General features: G+C 63.2%; 14 protein-coding genes and 1 pseudogene. 10 read left to right on the top strand and 5 right to left on the bottom strand.

Annotated features, from left to right (window positions below; genetic code table 11):
- Positions 1-46 precede the first annotated feature (46 nt).
- From PFZ56_RS17355 to PFZ56_RS17335, 5 genes and pseudogenes are all read left to right on the top strand, one after another.
- The gene (locus PFZ56_RS17355) at positions 47-748 is read left to right on the top strand and encodes a VIT family protein (protein ID WP_170005016.1); all 702 of its coding nucleotides are present in this window, start codon (positions 47-49) and stop codon (positions 746-748) included.
- A gap of 274 nt (positions 749-1,022) precedes the next feature.
- Positions 1,023-3,248 carry an LTA synthase family protein gene (locus PFZ56_RS17350; RefSeq protein ID WP_170005014.1) on the top strand — a complete coding sequence of 742 codons (2,226 nt, stop codon included), beginning with the start codon at positions 1,023-1,025 and terminating at the stop codon, positions 3,246-3,248.
- Positions 3,249-3,461: 213 nt separating this feature from the next.
- A pseudogene (locus PFZ56_RS17345) lies at positions 3,462-4,190 on the top strand (CHASE3 domain-containing protein); the annotation flags it as partial.
- Positions 4,191-4,229: 39 nt separating this feature from the next.
- Entirely contained in the window at positions 4,230-5,093 is an 864-nt protein-coding gene (locus tag PFZ56_RS17340) for a methyl-accepting chemotaxis protein (protein WP_375538385.1), read from the top strand.
- A gap of 111 nt (positions 5,094-5,204) precedes the next feature.
- Entirely contained in the window at positions 5,205-6,047 is an 843-nt protein-coding gene (locus tag PFZ56_RS17335; RefSeq protein WP_102879982.1) for an NAD-dependent protein deacetylase, read from the top strand.
- A gap of 3 nt (positions 6,048-6,050) precedes the next feature.
- On the opposite strand, the gene PFZ56_RS17330 is transcribed toward PFZ56_RS17335, so the two are convergent.
- Complete coding sequence (locus PFZ56_RS17330; protein ID WP_102864184.1) at positions 6,051-6,953, bottom strand: LysR family transcriptional regulator; 903 nt, start codon at positions 6,951-6,953, stop codon at positions 6,051-6,053.
- A gap of 179 nt (positions 6,954-7,132) precedes the next feature.
- Between PFZ56_RS17330 and PFZ56_RS17325 the strand changes: the two genes are divergently transcribed.
- The 3 genes from PFZ56_RS17325 to PFZ56_RS17315 are packed head-to-tail and all read left to right on the top strand — an operon-like array spanning position 7,133 to position 9,717.
- On the top strand, positions 7,133-7,831 hold the full coding sequence (locus PFZ56_RS17325) for a CoA transferase subunit A (protein WP_011060621.1): 699 nt from the start codon (positions 7,133-7,135) through the stop codon (positions 7,829-7,831).
- A gap of 36 nt (positions 7,832-7,867) precedes the next feature.
- Positions 7,868-8,527, top strand: a complete 660-nt coding sequence (locus PFZ56_RS17320; RefSeq protein WP_011060620.1) for a CoA transferase subunit B — start codon at positions 7,868-7,870, stop codon at positions 8,525-8,527.
- Between the two features lie 11 nt (positions 8,528-8,538).
- Entirely contained in the window at positions 8,539-9,717 is a 1,179-nt protein-coding gene (locus tag PFZ56_RS17315; RefSeq protein ID WP_110652954.1) for an acetyl-CoA C-acetyltransferase, read from the top strand.
- 128 nt (positions 9,718-9,845) lie between these two features.
- Here the strand turns inward: PFZ56_RS17315 and PFZ56_RS17310 are convergent, their stop codons facing one another.
- Positions 9,846-10,760 carry a LysR family transcriptional regulator gene (locus PFZ56_RS17310; protein ID WP_123392997.1) on the bottom strand — a complete coding sequence of 305 codons (915 nt, stop codon included), beginning with the start codon at positions 10,758-10,760 and terminating at the stop codon, positions 9,846-9,848.
- Between the two features lie 129 nt (positions 10,761-10,889).
- Here PFZ56_RS17310 and lysA point away from each other — a divergent pair, with 129 nt between their 5' ends.
- Positions 10,890-12,122 carry a diaminopimelate decarboxylase gene (gene lysA, locus PFZ56_RS17305; RefSeq protein ID WP_170004901.1) on the top strand — a complete coding sequence of 411 codons (1,233 nt, stop codon included), beginning with the start codon at positions 10,890-10,892 and terminating at the stop codon, positions 12,120-12,122.
- A gap of 187 nt (positions 12,123-12,309) precedes the next feature.
- A complete protein-coding gene (locus tag PFZ56_RS17300) occupies positions 12,310-12,981 on the top strand; it encodes a hypothetical protein (RefSeq protein ID WP_170004899.1) in 672 nt (223 codons plus the stop codon).
- Between the two features lie 12 nt (positions 12,982-12,993).
- On the opposite strand, the gene PFZ56_RS17295 is transcribed toward PFZ56_RS17300, so the two are convergent.
- The 3 genes from PFZ56_RS17295 to PFZ56_RS17285 all read right to left on the bottom strand — a co-directional run bounded on the left by PFZ56_RS17295 (position 12,994) and on the right by PFZ56_RS17285 (position 17,482).
- Positions 12,994-14,172: a DUF6166 domain-containing protein gene (locus tag PFZ56_RS17295; protein ID WP_170004897.1), complete on the bottom strand. Its 1,179-nt coding sequence runs from the start codon at positions 14,170-14,172 to the stop codon at positions 12,994-12,996.
- A gap of 112 nt (positions 14,173-14,284) precedes the next feature.
- Positions 14,285-16,009: an alkaline phosphatase D family protein gene (locus PFZ56_RS17290; RefSeq protein ID WP_265074600.1), complete on the bottom strand. Its 1,725-nt coding sequence runs from the start codon at positions 16,007-16,009 to the stop codon at positions 14,285-14,287.
- 36 nt (positions 16,010-16,045) lie between these two features.
- Positions 16,046-17,482: an MFS transporter gene (locus PFZ56_RS17285; protein WP_102879989.1), complete on the bottom strand. Its 1,437-nt coding sequence runs from the start codon at positions 17,480-17,482 to the stop codon at positions 16,046-16,048.
- Positions 17,483-17,496: the final 14 nt, after the last annotated feature.

Raw genomic sequence — 17,496 nt, 5'->3', positions numbered from 1 at the left:
CCGCAGCTTCCGTGTCTGCAATGCCATCAACCTGAGTCCATCGCCGATGAAATTCATGTACCGACACCGCGAACTGCACCGCAACGACCGCATCGGATGGTTGCGCGCCGCCGTCCTGGGGGCCAATGACGGGATTGTCTCGACCGCCAGCCTGCTGATCGGCGTGGCCGCGGCCAACGCCAGCCACGGCACACTGCTGGTGACCGGCATGGCCGGGCTGGTGGCGGGGGCCATGTCCATGGCCGCCGGAGAATACGTATCCGTGCACTCCCAGGCGGACACCGAACAGGCCGACCTGGCCCGGGAACGGCTCGAACTGGCCAGCGACCACCCGGCTGAGCTCAACGAACTGGCCCGTATCTACCAGAGCCGCGGCGTGAACCCGGAACTGGCACGGCAAGTGGCGGAGCAACTGATGGCCCACGACGCCCTGGGGGCTCACGCCCGCGACGAACTGGGCATCAGCGAGACCCTGGCGGCCAATCCGCTGCAGGCGGCCCTGGCCTCGGCAGCGAGCTTTGTGGTGGGCGCGGCCCTGCCCCTGGCGGTGACCTTCACTGCCCCGACGCACAGCGTGGTGCCGTGGATTGCCGGCATGTCCCTGGTGTTCCTCGGCGGCCTGGGGGGCCTGGCAGCCCGTGCCGGTGGTGCCAAAGTGCTCCCGGGTGCCTGGCGCGTGACCCTCTGGGGCACCCTGGCCATGGGCCTTACCGCCGCCGTGGGCAGCGCCTTCGGCACCGTGGTCTGACCCCGCTGTCCGCAAGCCTTGCATCGCCCATGCGGTCACCTGCGCTTCTGAGCTGATCCGTAGACGGCGCCTTTTTAACACCCTGAAATAGTAAATCCCGCCACTGACAGCCCCGTCCACAACAGCCGTCAGACGCCTGAGTACTGGCCTTCAGCTCAATCTGAAGAGCATCCGGGCCAATTCTCAACTCGGCCAAAACTGAATTCCCCCCATGAATAAGAAACGTCTTACCTGAAGCTCTTGTTAAACTCGCGCACATTTGCGTGAAGATTTAATGACAGGCAGGTTATTTGTGAAGTTGATCCGTCGTTGCCTCCAACACCCTCTTGCTCCCCTGTGCACCTTGTTCGGCCTGCTGTTGCTGGTGCCGATGGGCGCGCGCCTGGCCCTGGGCTGGTCCAATCCGCTGGGTTACCTGTCCGACCTGGCCAGCGCCAGTCTGCTGACCCTGCTCTTGTACCGCCGCCGCTGGTGGCTGGCGCTGCCCGTGCTGCTGGTGTGGGCCCTGCTGACCCTGGTCAGCGCCGAGCTGGTGAGCGCCGTGGGGCGCATGCCCAACCTCGCCGACCTGCATTACCTGGTGGACCCGCAATTTGTCGGCAATTCCACCGGCGGCGGCCTGACCCACCCTGAGCTGGGGGTGACCCTAGTGTTGGGGCTGGTGCTGTGGCTGGTGGTCCAGCGCAGCAGTCGCGCAGTCAAAACCCCGACACTGCCACGCACGCTCTGGATTCTGCCGCTGGGCTTGCTCCTGGCCCACGGCGCCACCCAATACCTCAAACCCAGCGAAGCCGATCAGTGGCAGCTGTTCAACCTGCCCCACCAGGCCCTGGCCACCGCCACCGGCCAGGCGCAGATGCAATTGGAAGACTGGCTGCAAGGCGATGTCGCCGATGTGCCGCCGCCCATGGCCGGCCTGACCCGTCTGGACCTTGAAGGCCAGCCGCTGCTGCCCAGCGCCGGCCGCGCGCGTAACGTGCTGCTGATTACCCTGGAAGGCATTCCCGGGGCCTACATCCGCACCAACCGCGAGGCCCTGAACAGCCATTACCAGGAAGACCTGATGCCCAAGCTCAGCGCCTGGGCCGAGCGTGGCATGAACACCCCGGACTACGTGCTGCACAGCCACCAGACCATTCGCGGCCTGTACGCCATGCTCTGCGGCGACTACGACAAGCTCGACAACGGCACCCCCAAGGGCGTCGAGATGCTCACCCAGAACCAGCGCAACCAGGCCTGCCTGCCGGCGCAGATGCACAAGTTCGGTTTCAACACCCACTACCTGCAAGGCGCCGGCCTGCGCTTCATGGCCAAAGACAAGATCATGCCGCACATCGGTTTTGACGCGACCCATGGCCTGGAGTGGTTCAAGAACGACAACTACCTGGAATTCCCCTGGGGCAAGGACGACAAGGCCTTCTTCGAAGGCGCCCTGAGCTACGTGGATCAGTTGAAGAAGAAAAAACAGCCATGGATGCTCACCCTGCTGACCGTCGGCACCCACCAGCCCTACTCCGCGCCCGAGGACTACCTGGAGCGCTACGAGACGCCCAAGCAGGCGGCGGTCGGCTACCTGGACGACGCCATCGACCAGTTCCTCACGGAGCTGGAACGCAAGGGCGTGCTCAAGGACACCCTGGTGATCATCACCTCCGATGAATCCCACGGCATCGACGGCGTGCGCCTGGCCTCGTCCTGGGGCTTCAACCTGATGCTGGCCCCCGACCAGGACCTGCTGCCCCCTCTCAAGTCCGGGACCTACGGCCACGTCGACCTCAGCGCCTCAGTGCTGGACTACTTCGGCCTGCCGGTGCCCGCCAGCCTCAGCGGCCGCTCGCTGTTTCGCGACTACGCCCAGGGCCGGGAAATCATGTCCTACACCAACGGCAAGCTGCGCTACCACGACGGCCAGGGCACCTTCACCGAATGTGATTTCCAGCAGCGCTGCCGCTACTACTCAAGCCCCGGTTTCATCGCCGACAGCGCCAGTCTGCTGGGTCAGTACGGCGGCCTGCGGGCCCGGCAGATCAGTGCCAGAGCCACGCATCTGGATCGCAGCCTGCTGCAATCACCCCTGAACCAGCACTATCAGTTCGGCAGCCCGGCGATCATCCCGCTGCAAGCACAGATCAAGGATGACTGGGCCGACAACCTGATCGGCGCCCAGTACCTGGAAATGCCCAAGGGTTCCCAAACCCGGGTGCGCTTCACCGTGCGCTCCGCCGACCCGCAGCAAAACGCGTACATCCTGCTCAAGGGCAAGGAACTGGAACAGGACGTCCCCCTGGGCCTGCCGGAAGAAATGCTGGTAACCCCCGACCAGCCGCTGCAAATGGACTTCAGCTTCGACAACCCGGAAACCCGCAAGGCGTTCTCCTTCCACCTTCTGGGCTACGGCCTGGGCGCGGTGGAAGTCAGCGACTTCAGCGTGATCACCGAGTTGCCGGGGCAACCTGAAAACGTCGACGCCGAAGAAGACAGCAGCGCCCATTCCAGCTGAACCCTGCCGGACATCGAGCATCGCCCTTTCGGGCGACGCTCGATGCGCCCCTCTACACGCCCCGCAAAAAATATTTTCCTGTACATGAAACTTTTTTTGTACAGGAAAAGTCGGACCGTTGATGTCATTTGAACATCATTGAGCTATCACGCTGCCTCGTCGAGACACAGCCCTGTGAAGCATTCAGTCAACGGTTTAGGAGCGGTCCTTCCTATGTTTTCCAATCTGAGCATTTCACAAAAGCTCTATGCCGGTTTCGGCGTCGTCCTGCTGATCCTCCTGCTGCTGGTACTAGCGGCCCTGCGCGGTTTCGATCAGGTCAGCAGCAGTGTCAAAAGCAACATCCACAGTTACGAGGTCCTGAGCCAGTCCGACGCCCTGCTGCGCAGCCTGATCAATGTCGAGACCGGTATGCGCGGTTATGCCCTCACCGGTCGCGACAGCTTCCTCGAACCTCTGGAGCAAGGCGAAAAAGCCTTTGCCGACTATTACGCCCGGATCAAAAGCAGCACCGCCGACAACCCCGAGCAGCAGGCACGCCTGGAGCGACTCAAGGCCCTGCACGACCAGTGGCTGCGCGACGACGTCCAGGGCAACCTGGACCTGCGCCGGGCGATCAACGCCGGAAGCCAGCCTGCCGAAGCCATGGCGGCACAAATCAGTGCCGGCCGCGACAAGGCCAAGATGGACGCCATGCGCCAGCTCACCAGTGAGTTGCGCGACGCGGAAAAAAGCCTGCAGGACGCCCGCAGCCAGGCCATGGACGACGCCAAGGCCTCGGCCCTGGCGATCCTGATCGGCGGCGGCTTGCTGGCGGCGGTGCTGGCCATGCTGGTGGCCTGGTCGCTGTCCAGCAATCTGGTGGGCCGTATCCGCCAGGCCGTGGACGTGGCCAAGGCCATCGCCGCCGGCCGCCTGGACAGCAGCATCAGCGCCACCGGCCGTGATGAGGTGAGCAACCTGCTGCAGGCCTTCGCCGCCATGCAGGAGCGCCTGCGGACCATGATCAGTCAGATCAAGCAGGGGGCCGACCAGTTGGTCAGCGCCTCCCAGAGCATTTCCAGCGCCTCGTTGCAGCTCTCGGCTTCGGCCCAGGAGCAGTCCCACTCGGCCTCCTCCATGGCGGCCACGGTGGAAGAGCTGACCGTGAGCATCAACCATGTGGCGGACAACGCCGGAGATGCCCACGCCCTGTCCAGCGAGTCCGGACGCCAGTCCGAGGAAGGCGGCAGCGTGATCCAGGACACCCTGGGCAGCATGCGCCTGATCGCCGAGACCGTGCAGGCTTCGGCCACCCAGATTGGTGAACTGGGTCAGCACGCCGAGCAGATCTCCAGCATTGTCAGCGTGATCAAAGGCATTGCCGAACAGACCAACCTGCTGGCCCTCAACGCAGCCATCGAAGCCGCCCGGGCCGGGGAACAGGGTCGCGGCTTCGCCGTGGTGGCCGATGAGGTACGCCTGCTGGCCCAGCGCACGGCCAACTCGACCCAGGAAATCACCGAGATGGTCGGCAAGATCCAGCTGGGCACCCGAGAGGCGGTGAGCAGCATGGACGTGGGGGTCAATCAGGTGAAAAACGGCGTCGAACTGGCCCAGCAGGCCGGTGAGGCCATCGTCAATATCCGCACCTCGTCCGGCAATGTGGTGCGGGTGGTGGACCAGATCTCCCTGGCCCTGCGGGAGCAGACCGCCGCCAGTCAGGATGTGGCGCGCAATGTCGAACGCATCGCCCAGATGTCCCAGCAGAACAGCCAGGCCGTGGAGGAAACCACCGAGACCGCCCGCTCCCTGCAGCAACTGGCGCAGAACCTGGAGCAACAGGTGAACGTGTTCCATCTGTAGGTTCAGCGCCCTGGCCAGGGCGACCGCCCAGTCATCGACGCAAAACCCTGGCATCCCCGAGGTTTTGCGTTTATTTCTGATCACCGTCCCCTCTGCAAAGGAGAGCAGCCCATGATCGATCGACCCACCGCTGCGCCGTTCGAACAAGTCGCCGCCGCCATGCACGGCCAGCCGTTCATGGTCCTGACCGGGGCCGGCATCAGCACCCCGTCAGGTATCCCCGACTACCGCGACAGCGAAGGCGTGCGCCGCGGCAAGCAGCCGATGATGTACCAGGAGTTCCTTGGACAGGCCAACGCCCGTCGTCGCTACTGGGCCCGAGCCATGCTCGGCTGGCCGCGCATGCGCCAGGCTCGGCCCAATGCCGCGCACCAGGCGTTGGCGCAATTGCAGGCCGCAGGCCGGATTGCCGGGGTGATCACCCAGAATGTCGACGCCCTGCACGATCAGGCCGGCAGCCTGGACGTCATCGAACTGCACGGCAGCCTGCACCGAGTGCTGTGCCTGGATTGCGGCCAGCGCAGTCAGCGTGATGCCATCCAGCAGCAGTTGCAGGCGCTCAATCCCTACCTGGCCGGCGTCGACGCGGTGCAGGCGCCGGATGGCGACACCCTGCTGGACCCGGCCTTCGAGGAACGCTTCCAGGTCCCCCGCTGCCCCTATTGCGACGGCGACCGCTTGAAGCCCGACGTGGTGTTCTTCGGCGAGAACGTGGCCCAGACCACCGCCGCCCGGGCCTTGAGTGCCGTACACGAGGCCGCCGGCCTGCTGGTGGTGGGTTCATCGCTGATGGCGTATTCGGCGTTTCGCTTGTGTCGCGCCGTGGCTGAGCAGGGCAAGCCGCTGCTGGCCATCAACTTCGGCAAGACCCGCGCCGACGAGTTGCTGGACCTCAAGCTCGGCGAGCCCTGCGACCGGTTGCTGCCGCTGTTGGCCGAACGCCTGCTGCGCTAAGCCTCAAAGCATGGCCACGCGCTGGTCGAGGTTTTCCTCGCGCAGGATGTCGAACAGCGCCTGGGCCGCGGTGGACAACTCCTCCCCCGGCTTGGTCAAGACGCCGATGGCCCGCTCCACCACCGGATCATCCAGGGTCAGGCAATGCCCGCCCAGCTCGCGCATGTGCTGGGCACACAGCGCCGGCACCGCACTGACGCCCAGGCCGCTGGCGACCATGCGCCCCACGGTCGCCAACTGGTGGCTTTCAAATTCCACCGGCAACTGCACGCCCCGGGCCCGCAGATGGTCCTCCAGCATCACCCGCACCGTGGACGGCCGCTGCAGGGTGATAAAGGGCTCCTGCAGCAGCGTCTGCCAGTCGATGCGGCTACGCTGCGCCAGGGGCGAATCCTTGGGCACCACGGCCACGAAACGGTCGATGTACAGCGGGGTGAAGAGCAAGGAAGTGCTGTCCTGAGGCTCGAACGCCACCCCCAGTTCCACCTCGCGGTCGCGGACCATCTCCAGCACCTGCTCGTTGACCACGTCATTGACCGTGACGTTGACCTGGGGGTAGCGGGCGCGAAAGTGCTTGAGGATCGGCGGCAGCAGATTACCGGCAAAGGACGGCATCGCCGCCACCGTCACCCGTCCGCGCTGCAGGGTGAAACGCTGGCGCAGTTCGTCCTCGGCGTTGTCCCAATCGGCGATCAGCCGTCGCGCCAGAGGCAACAGGGCCTCGCCTTCCGGGGTCAGGGCGACATTGCGCGTGTTGCGGGTAAACAGGCGCCCGCCCAGGCCTTCTTCCAGGGCCTTGATGGTCAGGCTCAGGGCCGACTGCGACAGGTGCAGGCGCTCGCAGGCCAGGGCAAAGCTCAAACTGTGGGCCACCGCCAGAAAGGCCCGAATCTGTTTAACCGTCATCTGTCATCCTCAGGAGGCAGCCGCCAGCTATAAACTTCAGGCCGCAAGCTTGGAACTTATTATGCTGATTTTCAAATCAATCAACCTTAAAAATCAACTTAACAAATCAATCCTGCAGCGCAACACTGATCCGCAAACGGCTGGCCAGCCGCCAACGAACAAGAAAGAGGATGGTGCAAATGGCAGGTTTCGATAAGCGCGTGGCGTCCTACGAGGAAGCCCTGGAAGGTCTGCAAGATGGCATGACCGTGATCGCCGGCGGCTTCGGTCTGTGCGGTATCCCCGAGAACCTGATCGCCGAGATCAAGCGCCGCGGCACCCGTGATCTGACCGTGGTGTCGAACAACTGCGGGGTCGATGGTTTCGGCCTGGGCGTGCTCCTGGAAGACCGCCAGATCAGCAAGGTGATCGCCTCCTACGTCGGTGAAAACGCCCTGTTCGAGAAACAGCTGCTCAGCGGCGAAATCGAAGTGGTGCTGACTCCCCAAGGCACCCTGGCGGAAAAAATGCGCGCTGGCGGCGCCGGCATCCCGGCCTTTTTCACCGCTACCGGCGTCGGCACCCCGGTGGCCGACGGCAAGGAAACCCGCGAGTTCAAGGGCCGCACCTACCTGATGGAAGAGTCCATCACCGGTGACTTCGCCATCGTCAAGGGCTGGAAGGCCGACCATTTCGGCAACGTGGTCTATCGCCACACCGCGCAGAACTTCAACCCCCTGGCGGCCACCGCCGGCAAGATCACCGTGGTCGAAGTGGAAGAAATCGTCGAGCCGGGCGAGCTGGACCCGACGCAGATCCACACCCCTGGCATCTACGTCGACCGGGTCATCTGCGGCACCTTCGAGAAGCGCATCGAACAGCGCACCGTGCGCAAGTGATCGCCCTTCCCCAGCCCGACTAAAAGGACAACAAACATGGCTCTTACCCGCGAACAAATGGCTCAGCGCGTCGCCCGCGAACTGCAGGACGGCTTCTACGTCAACCTCGGCATCGGCATTCCGACCCTGGTGGCCAACTACATCCCCGACGGCATGGAAGTCATGCTGCAGTCGGAAAACGGCCTGCTGGGCATGGGCGCCTTTCCTACTGAAGACGAAGTCGACGCCGACATGATCAACGCCGGCAAGCAGACGGTCACCGCACGCATCGGCGCCTCGATCTTCTCCTCCGCCGAATCCTTCGCGATGATCCGCGGCGGCCATATCGACCTCACCGTGCTCGGCGCCTTCGAAGTCGACGTGCAAGGCAACATCGCCTCGTGGATGATCCCCGGCAAGCTGGTCAAGGGCATGGGCGGCGCCATGGACCTGGTGGCCGGTGCCGAGAACATCATCGTCACCATGACCCACGCCTCGAAAGACGGCGAATCCAAGTTGCTCAGCCGTTGCAGCCTGCCGCTGACCGGCGCCCAGTGCATCAAGCGCGTGCTCACCGATCTGGCCTACCTGGAGATCGAGAACGGCGCCTTCATCCTCAAGGAGCGCGCCCCCGGGGTCAGCGTCGAGGAAATCGTCAGCAAGACCGCCGGCAAGCTGATCGTGCCGGACCACGTGCCTGAAATGCAGTTCGCTTAAGGAGCCCCAACATGCAAGACGTCGTTATCGTTGCCGCTACTCGTACCGCCGTGGGCAGTTTCCAGGGCTCCCTGGCGGGCATTCCCGCCGTCGACCTGGGCGCCGCGGTGATTCGCCAACTGCTGGCCCAGACCGGCATCGACCCGGCCCAGGTGGACGAAGTGATCATGGGCCAGGTGCTCACCGCCGGCGCCGGGCAGAACCCCGCCCGCCAGGCCGCGATCAAGGCCGGCCTGCCCCACGCCGTGCCCGCCATGACCCTGAACAAGGTCTGCGGCTCTGGTCTTAAAGCCCTGCACCTGGGCGCCCAGGCCATCCGCTGCGGCGATGCCGAAGTAATCATCGCCGGCGGCCAGGAAAACATGAGCCTGTCCAACTACGTGCTGCCCGGCGCCCGCACCGGCCTGCGCATGGGCCACAGCCAGATGATCGACTCCATGATCAGCGACGGCCTGTGGGACGCCTTCAACGACTACCACATGGGCATCACCGCCGAGAACCTGGTGGAGAAATACGGCATCAGCCGCGAAGCCCAGGACGCCTTCGCCGCCGCCTCCCAACAGAAAGCTGCAGCGGCCATCGAGGCCGGGCGCTTCGTTGACGAGATCACCCCGATCCAGATTCCCCAGCGCAAGGGCGAACCGCTGACCTTCGCCACCGACGAACAACCGCGCCCCGGCACCACCGCCGAAGCCCTGGCCAAGCTCAAGCCGGCATTCAAGAAAGACGGCAGCGTCACCGCCGGCAACGCCTCGGCGCTGAACGACGGCGCCGCCGCGGTGATGCTGATGAGCGCCAGCAAGGCGCGGGCCCTGGGCCTGCCGGTGCTGGCCAGAATCGCCGCCTACGCCAACGCCGGGGTCGACCCGGCGATCATGGGCATCGGCCCGGTTTCCGCCACCCGCCGCTGCCTGGACAAGGCCGGCTGGACCCTGGACCAGTTGGACCTGATCGAAGCCAACGAAGCCTTCGCCGCGCAATCCCTGTCCGTGGCCAAGGAGCTGGCGTGGGATGCGAGCAAGGTCAACGTCAACGGTGGCGCCATTGCCATCGGCCACCCGATCGGCGCGTCGGGCTGCCGGGTGCTGGTGACCCTGCTGCATGAAATGCTCAAGCGCGACGCCAAGAAAGGCCTGGCGACCCTGTGCATCGGCGGCGGTCAGGGCGTGGCATTGGCCATCGAGCGCTAACCATCCGGCCCGCGACCTGCGCGGGCCTGCCCCTCAGAAACATCCCGCTGTGAGCCCGCTTGTCAGCGCAGGCGTTCGAGAGATCGCCTTTGCCAGCAAGCGGGCTCCTGTAGCGAGGGTGTCGGTTTTCATAGGATGTTTCGTAGCTGCCCCTCCAGGCGCCGCGCTTCCTCTCGCAACGACTGGCAAAAGCCCTCGACAAAACTCGATGACGGCCGGTAGTCCGGGCGGATCAGCATCACCCGATACGGCACCGACAGCTGCAGCGGACGGATCGCCAAGCCACGCCCCACTTCTTCCATGGCGCTCAGTGGATTGATGATCGCCACCCCCAGTTTCTGGCGCACCATGGCGCACACCGAGGCGGCGTTGGTGGTTTCCACCACCACCCGGCGATCGACCCCGGCCTGGCGAAAATGCTCGTCCAGGGTTTGCCGGTAGATATCCAGGCCCGAAAGATTGATGAAGTTCTGCCCGCGAAAATCCTCCGAAGCCAGCCGTGGCCTGGCCAACAGCGGATGATCGTCCGGGAGGATGCAGACCATATCGGCGCAGAACAGCAACTCGCCCTGAGTACCTCTTGGCAGGTGCTCGCTTTCGGTGAGGCCCAGGTCATGGCGCTGGGCGCTGAGGGACTCTTCCAGCAGCGGCGATTCCTGGGCAGTGATGCTCAGGCCGATCCCCGGATGCGCTTGCAAAAAGCGCTGGCACACCCGCGGCAGCAGGGTCTGGGAGAACAGTGGCAGGCAGCTCAGGCTCAACTGGCCGTGCTCGAAACGGCGGATCGACTGGGCCACGCTGTTGATTCGCTCCAGCCCCACATAGGCCCGCTCGACCTCTTCAAGCAACAGCAGGGCCTGGGCCGTGGGCAGCAGGCGCCCGCCTTCGCGGTCGAACAGGCGCAGACCGGAAAGCGCCTCCAGCCGCGCCAGTTCGCGGCTCACCGTGGGCTGCGAGGTGAACAGCAGGCGCGCGGCGCCGGTGACGCTGCCGGCCTGCATGATGGCGCGGAATACTTCGATGTGCCGCAGGGAGATGTCCATGAACAGAGGCTCGCTTGATCGCTCAACCCATATCAGATCTGAATTAGGCTACAAAGAATAGATATTTTATTGAATGACCGGAAATCGGCATGCTGCAACCACTCTCACTGACCACAGACAGCAATCGCCATGGCCATTCCCTTCTCTCCCGCTCAACTCGTCGCCGCTGCCCGCCAATATGGCACTCCACTGTGGTGCTATGACGCCGCCACCATCCAGGCGCGCATTGCCCAACTGCAGGCCTTCGACGTGGTGCGCTACGCCCAGAAAGCCTCGTCCAACCTGCACCTGCTGCGCCTGATCCGCGAGGCCGGGGTACGGGTCGACGCCGTATCCCTGGGAGAAATCGAGCGTGCCCTGCTGGCCGGTTTCAGCCCGGTGGATGCCGGCATCGTCTTCACTTGCGACCTGTTCGACGCAGCCACCCTCAAGCGCGTGGTGGAACTGCAAGTGGAGGTCAACGCCGGCTCCATCGACATGCTCCGTCAACTCGGGGAGCAGTCCCCGGGGCACCGGGTCTGGCTGCGGATCAACCCGGGCTTCGGCCACGGCCACAGCCGCAAGACCAACACCGGCGGCGAGAACAGCAAACACGGCATCTGGCACGATCAGGTCGGCGAAGCCCTGGCGGTGATCCGCCAGTACGGCCTGCACCTGGTAGGCCTGCACATGCACATCGGTTCCGGGGTCGACTACGACCACCTGGAGCAAGTGGGCGCGGCCATGGTGGCGGCGGTGAAATCCCTGGACCACGACATCGAGGCATTCTCCATTGGTGGCGGCCTGTCCACCCCTTACCGCGACGGCGACACCGCGGTGGACGTGCAGCGCTACGCCAACGCCTGGAGCGTTGCGCGCCGGGAGATCGAGGCCTACCTGGGCCACGGCGTGCGCATGGAAATCGAGCCCGGGCGTTTCCTGGTGGCCGAGGCCGGTTGCCTGGTCAGCGAAGTACGGGTGGTGAAGACCGCCGGCCAGCATCACTTCGTGCTGGTGGACACCGGCTTCAACGACCTGATGCGCCCGGCCATGTACGGCGCCTACCACGGCATGAGCCTGCTGGACGCCAGCGGCCAGCCGGTGCAGCGCCCGCAACAGCTGACCGTGGTTGGCGGCCCGCTGTGCGAGTCCGGCGACATTTTCACCCAGGACGACGAATGCCTGACCCCGCGCCTGCTACCCCAGGCCCAGGTCGGCGACCTGCTGGTGCTGCACGACACCGGCGCCTACGGCGCCAGCATGTCCTCCAACTACAACAGCCGGCCGCTGCTGCCGGAAGTGCTGTTCGCCAACGGCCAGCCACAGCTGATCCGCCGGCGCCAGCCCCTGGCGGACTTGCTGGCGCTGGAACTGGGGTTGTAAGCCCCCTCTGGATACCGATCCGGATAGCGACACAGGGAAACAAGGCCCTGTGTTCGCCCAGCCAGGTGCTCGTCCCTTTCCCTGCCATCGCGCTGCTGACCGGCTTAGCCAGCCTGCTCCATGGACAAGGCAATCCCCTTGAACTAATAGTCAGTAGCCAGGAGTTCCGAGCACAAGGGAGAGAGCCATGAGCGATGCAGACAAGGGTAAGAAAGAACCCGGCAAGAGCGAAGGCGGCAGCGGGCTCACCTCGATCTTCAACCTCATTCCCAGCATCTATTACGACCTGATTGCGCGAATCTGCCCAGGCATGGCGTTCTGGATCGTCCTGGCCTTCAAGTACCCGCTCCTGCCAGGGGTTGAACCGCAAAGTGTTCCAGCAATGCTCACAGGCACTCTGCTTATCGTATTGATCATTCTTAGCTACGTATCCGGCATCGTCTTCACAGGTTTTGCCGTCCTCTGGGACCTGTTGTCCATCGCCCTCTTAGCCAGCAGCCGGAACATGAAACAATTGCTGGGACTGGACGGAGAAACATCCACCTCCTTTACCAGGCAATGGAAACATCTTTCAAAGCGCATCGACCAAGTCATAAAAGAGGATGAGGGGGCCGGGAAGACACTGGTGAAGGCCATGGCGGAAGTGACGCTTTGCCAGAACCTGCTGAGCGGATTCATTACCCTGATCACCATAGAGTTGTGCTACAACACCCCAGTTTTTCTGCCCATCGCGCAATACAAGTTACTTTACCTGGGCATTAGCATCGCCCTCATCAGTTCGATGCTATGTCGTCAGGCGATGTTTCTTGGTCGCGTAGATGACTTGCACGAAATCTACATAAAAGGCCGCGAGGTCTAAGCGCCCAAGATATCAATTGTCATAGTAGATACTCTGGATTCCAAGAATCCGCACGACTTGAGCGCCCTGCCACTCTCGTTTGAGCGCTACCACTGCCAGCAACTTGTTCGATGTAGCATCCAGGTTCTTCTTGGCCACAGGAAGAAAGATCGACACCTGACTGGCAAGCGTTGCCTCTACAGGGATCTCATACTGCTCTGCGCGATAGCACTCCATGTGCAAGACGTTGCCAATCAAGTCTTTGATAATGAAATACTCTCGTGAAAAGTCCTCATTCTGAGGCAATTCGGCTTGGCTCTTGTCCCACAGCAACTGCCCTTGGGGGGTCACCTTCGACAGTGCGAGCCGCACATCCGCACTTGAGATCCGGTGCTCTGCGGTGAAATCCAGTTTTGCAATCAAATTGTTCAAGAGCGCATTGATTTCGTTCTCTCCGGGCGTGGCGCCATCCAGGTGATGAGCCAGCAAGGATACGGCCAGAAACTTGCTGCCGGTGCCTTTGCCACCCCATCCGAACTCTCCTCGATTGGCATGCAGGTCTCGTCGTCCTTCCAGCAGATGCTTACGTGACGATTGGAGATCAAAGCAGATAACCAGCCTGACCCCTTCGACAATCCTCAATGAATACTCGAAATCAGGCTCTTCCTGATAATGCTGTGTAGGCATGACAATACGTTCGTATATTTTGTTTATATACACTTTGTTGTTCGCTACATCGGCCTCATACATGCCATTTTCAATGCTATTGAAGATCACCTGCGAACTAAGATTTCGGTACTTTTCATAGGTTCTTTTCTTGGTGACAGAGAACACATAATTATCCCCCCTGTCCTCGAAGCATTGAACAATTTCTTTGGCCGAAAAGAAGTAGGTCAGGTCATTACCCTGATCATCCTGGGAGTGGATCAAGCAAAAAAACTCGCAGCGGGGAACCTGTTGATCCAATACATAATGCTTTTGGATACGCACCGGATTTTTCTTCTGGAAGTACTTCGACTGCACAATACCGAAGCACTGGATGCCACCAGCGGCAGCCCTGATGGACTCAAGATCGGTCTGCGGAAACTGCACCAGAAAATCTGCGCCATCCACATCGGGGGTGCGCTTCAAAACCCAGAATCGTTTCAACAACAGCGCCGATGTTTTCTGCTCACCGATACTGCCATTGATCTCCTGTACACCTAGCCCCATGCCTACGCCCCTGCCCGCCTGATTGATGGAAATTCCATTGCCTCCCCCGGCCGGAGCAAGCGGTCAGGGGAGGTTGATTATCCATCAATCGGCATAGCTGAGGACGCCCCTGCTACCAAGGCATCAGTTGCAGCCGTTCCTCCTGGTTGTTCACGCTGTCGTCCTGCTTGCGGGTCAACAGCGGCGCACCGTCGGCGCCGTAGAACTGCACCACCAACTCGGCGCTGTCGGGATGCAAGTCGAGACGGGCGAAGTTATCGGCCTGGGTAAAGGCCCAGGTGTGATAATCCATGGTGTGCGTACCGTCGAGAAGCGCAAAGCTATCGGGCGTCTGCGGCGCCGTTGAGTCGTGCACGTAACCAGCCGGGTCACCGTCGGCAAAGGGAAAAGGCCAGTAGAAGGCCGACGAGGTGACGGCGTAGGACTTCAGGGCCTGCCCTGCGGCACTGAACGCCAACCGGGAAATGTTCGAGCAGTGAATGTCTCCGGACAGGAACACCACGTTCTGCACCTGGTGCTCGATCATGGTTTCCAGCACGGCGCGCCGCGTGGAGGGGAAAGCCGACCAGGAGTCACTGTCGTTCTTGTGGCGCACGGCATCAGAATCTGTGCCCACGGTATCCACACCGTTGGGCACAAAGACGCTGGAAGTGACCACGAACTTGGGGATGTTGCCCCGATCCTCCTGCATGTGCCGCAACCAGGCACACAGCCGGTCGAGCTGACCCGGTTCGCTGGGGTGCAGTGAAGGACGGCCCAGCAGATGGTTGTCCTCCAGGGCATCCGGCACATCATCGAGAAAGCGCTGGGTACGGGTGTCGAGCACGAAGAACGGGTAGTCGCCACAGGAGAAGTCGTAGAACAGCTGGTTGGTCTGCAACTGCTGCAGGTACTTGTCGTCACCGGTCATGGCCCGGCCATGGACATAGCTGTCGGCAAAGCGGGGTCCATGGCTCCACTGGTAACTCATGTAGGCGCCCATGGCGAGGTTGAACAGCAGGCGCTTGTCACGGTCCTTGCGAATCCGGTCCTGGGTCCAGTTGTCCTCGATCTCGTGGTCGTCGAGGATCATGTAGGTGGGCAGGTGGGCCAGCAATTGGCGGATGTTCGGCGAGCCGAAAGCGCTGTGGTAGCGCTCCTCGAATTCCTCGAAAGTATCCGCCAGCCCCACCGGCACCAGGCGGTTGAACAGGTCGGCATAAATCTGGTCACCCACCATCAGCACCAGTTGCGCATCCCCATGGTCGGCCAGCATCGGCCCGAAGATGGTGTCGGAATTCTTGCGTTTCCACAGCAGCCCCGGGTAGCGGCAAGACCCCAGCAGAAAGCTCAGGGGCGCGGGTTTGGCGCCGGCACTGGCGTGGGTTGTGAACTCGGCTTCGACGTACATCTTGTCGGCCCCGGTGCGGTTCAGATCATTGGCCCAGGCGCCAGGCTCGGGCAGGCGCTGCACCACCGACTCGCTGGACACATCATCATCATTGCTGCCCGCGTCATCGACGTTGAGCGACGCCATGCGCACCCGATACCGGGTGTCAGGCGTCAGCACAAAGGGCTTGAGCTGCTTGCGCGCAGCCTGGTTGCTCCACAGGCTGGTGTCGACACCAAGATTGAAAGTGCCGGTACGGTGGTACTCGCGTCGCAAGCGAAAATAGAAGATGTTGTCCGCCGCGACCCGACCATTGCTGCCCACCACGCCAATCACGCCGATGGTGCGGATATCCTCCGCCACGCCCTTCTCGTCCAGGGCATCGGAGGCGGCGATCCATAAACGGCAGGACGTATCGGTGGTGTGCCCGACAATCGGGCCTAAAGAAGGGGTGCGAAGTGTACTCACGGTGACCTGCTCCTTGGTGGGGTGTGCAGGCCAAGCTTAGTTCGGGCGCGGCAACCGACAAGCCCGATCAGGCGCCTCGGACAACCGGTCGAAACAGGCGACAATCAGCGCCAGCAGCATCAGAACGGCAGCGACCGCAAAGGTCCAGTGCATGCCACGGGCCACCGCCGCAACATCGGCAGGACCGCCCTCGCCCGGCCGCGACATCACGGCAAACAACGCCCCCATGGCGGCCGCGCCGCTGATCAGGCCAAGGTTGCGTGACAAGCTCAACAGGCCCGCCGTCAGCCCCCGTTGCTGCGCTGCCACGTCGAGCATCACCAGGCTGTTGTTGGCCGCCTGGAACAGCGCATAGCTGGCAGTCACCAGGGCAATGGGCAGCAGGTACCCCGCCAGCCCCAGGCTCACGGGCAACAGCGCCAGCAGGCACAGACCGAAGAACATGCCCAGCAGCCCGAGCCGGCACAAGAGCCGGGCGCCGAGCCTATCCACCAGGCGTCCGGCGGGTACCCCGCTCAGGGTCGCCACCAGCGGCCCCAGGGACAGGCACAGGCCCACCCAGACAGTCGCCAGCCCCAGCCCCTGGGACAGATAGAAAGGCCCGATCACCAGAGTGGTCATGATCACCGTGGACACCAGCAGGCTCAGTAACAGGCTGCGGCGCAGTTGCGGCCGGCGCAGCAAGGCGGGCTGAAACAGCGGCGCGGCTACCCGTCGCTCTACCCACACCAACAGCACGCCCCCACCCACCGCTACCGACAACAGCCCCAGGTTCAACAGCGCCAGCGGGTTGTCCCCCAGGGTCAGGGCCAGGGCATAGGCACCCAGGCTCAGGGCCAGGAGCAGCGTCCCGGGCAGATCGAAAGCGCTGGCTGAGGTGGCTTTGGGGTCCTGTGGCAGGCAACGCCAGGCCAGCAGCCAAGCCAGTAGTCCCAACGGCACATTGACCAGGAAAATCCAGCGCCAGCCGACGCCGGCCAGCAACAGGCTGCCCAGGGACGGACCCAGAGTGGTGCCCAGGGCCGACAGGCTGCCCAGCACGCCCATAGCCGTTCCCGTGTGAGCTTTGGGTAGCGCATCGCCCACCAGGGCCATGCTCAGGGCCAGCATCAGGGCCGCCCCCAGGCCTTGCAGGGCCCGGGCCGCCAGCAGCCAACCAAGGCTTGGCGCCAGACCACAGAGCAGCGAAGCCAGGGTGAACAGGGCGATCCCGCCCAGCAGCACCCGGCGCCGGCCCAGCAGGTCTCCCAGGCGCCCGGCGCTGGCAATCAAGGTGGTGATCACCAGCAGGTAGGCCAGGACAATCCACTGCACCTGCTGGAAGGATGCCTCCAGGCTCCGGGCCAGGCTCGGCAGCGCGGCGTTGGCAATGCTGGTGTCCAGGGACGGCATCAGCGTCGCCAGCGACAGGCTGGCCAGGGCCCAGCGTGCACGGGGTTGAAGCGCGGGACGGTTCGACTCAAGGGTGGACATTGCGCAGACTCCAT

This window comes from Pseudomonas danubii (assembly GCF_042980055.1).
Classification (GTDB): Bacteria; Pseudomonadota; Gammaproteobacteria; order Pseudomonadales; family Pseudomonadaceae; genus Aquipseudomonas; species Aquipseudomonas danubii.
The sequence above is the reverse complement of the archived record's forward strand: the minus strand, read 5'-3'. Positions and strand labels throughout refer to the sequence as shown.

Bases quoted from the DNA above. Each gene is read 5' to 3' on its own strand.
- PFZ56_RS17335 (WP_102879982.1), top strand. From the start codon at position 5,205: ATGATCGATCGACCCACCGCTGCGCCGTTCGAACAAGTCGCCGCCGCC.
- PFZ56_RS17295 (WP_170004897.1), bottom strand. From the start codon at position 14,172: ATGGGGCTAGGTGTACAGGAGATCAATGGCAGTATCGGTGAGCAGAAA.
- PFZ56_RS17285 (WP_102879989.1), bottom strand. From the start codon at position 17,482: ATGTCCACCCTTGAGTCGAACCGTCCCGCGCTTCAACCCCGTGCACGC.
- PFZ56_RS17330 (WP_102864184.1), bottom strand. From the start codon at position 6,953: ATGACGGTTAAACAGATTCGGGCCTTTCTGGCGGTGGCCCACAGTTTG.
- PFZ56_RS17315 (WP_110652954.1), top strand. From the start codon at position 8,539: ATGCAAGACGTCGTTATCGTTGCCGCTACTCGTACCGCCGTGGGCAGT.
- PFZ56_RS17340 (WP_375538385.1), top strand. From the start codon at position 4,230: ATGCAGGAGCGCCTGCGGACCATGATCAGTCAGATCAAGCAGGGGGCC.
- PFZ56_RS17320 (WP_011060620.1), top strand. From the start codon at position 7,868: ATGGCTCTTACCCGCGAACAAATGGCTCAGCGCGTCGCCCGCGAACTG.
- PFZ56_RS17310 (WP_123392997.1), bottom strand. From the start codon at position 10,760: ATGGACATCTCCCTGCGGCACATCGAAGTATTCCGCGCCATCATGCAG.
- lysA (WP_170004901.1), top strand. From the start codon at position 10,890: ATGGCCATTCCCTTCTCTCCCGCTCAACTCGTCGCCGCTGCCCGCCAA.
- PFZ56_RS17325 (WP_011060621.1), top strand. From the start codon at position 7,133: ATGGCAGGTTTCGATAAGCGCGTGGCGTCCTACGAGGAAGCCCTGGAA.
- PFZ56_RS17350 (WP_170005014.1), top strand. From the start codon at position 1,023: ATGACAGGCAGGTTATTTGTGAAGTTGATCCGTCGTTGCCTCCAACAC.
- PFZ56_RS17300 (WP_170004899.1), top strand. From the start codon at position 12,310: ATGAGCGATGCAGACAAGGGTAAGAAAGAACCCGGCAAGAGCGAAGGC.
- PFZ56_RS17355 (WP_170005016.1), top strand. From the start codon at position 47: ATGAAATTCATGTACCGACACCGCGAACTGCACCGCAACGACCGCATC.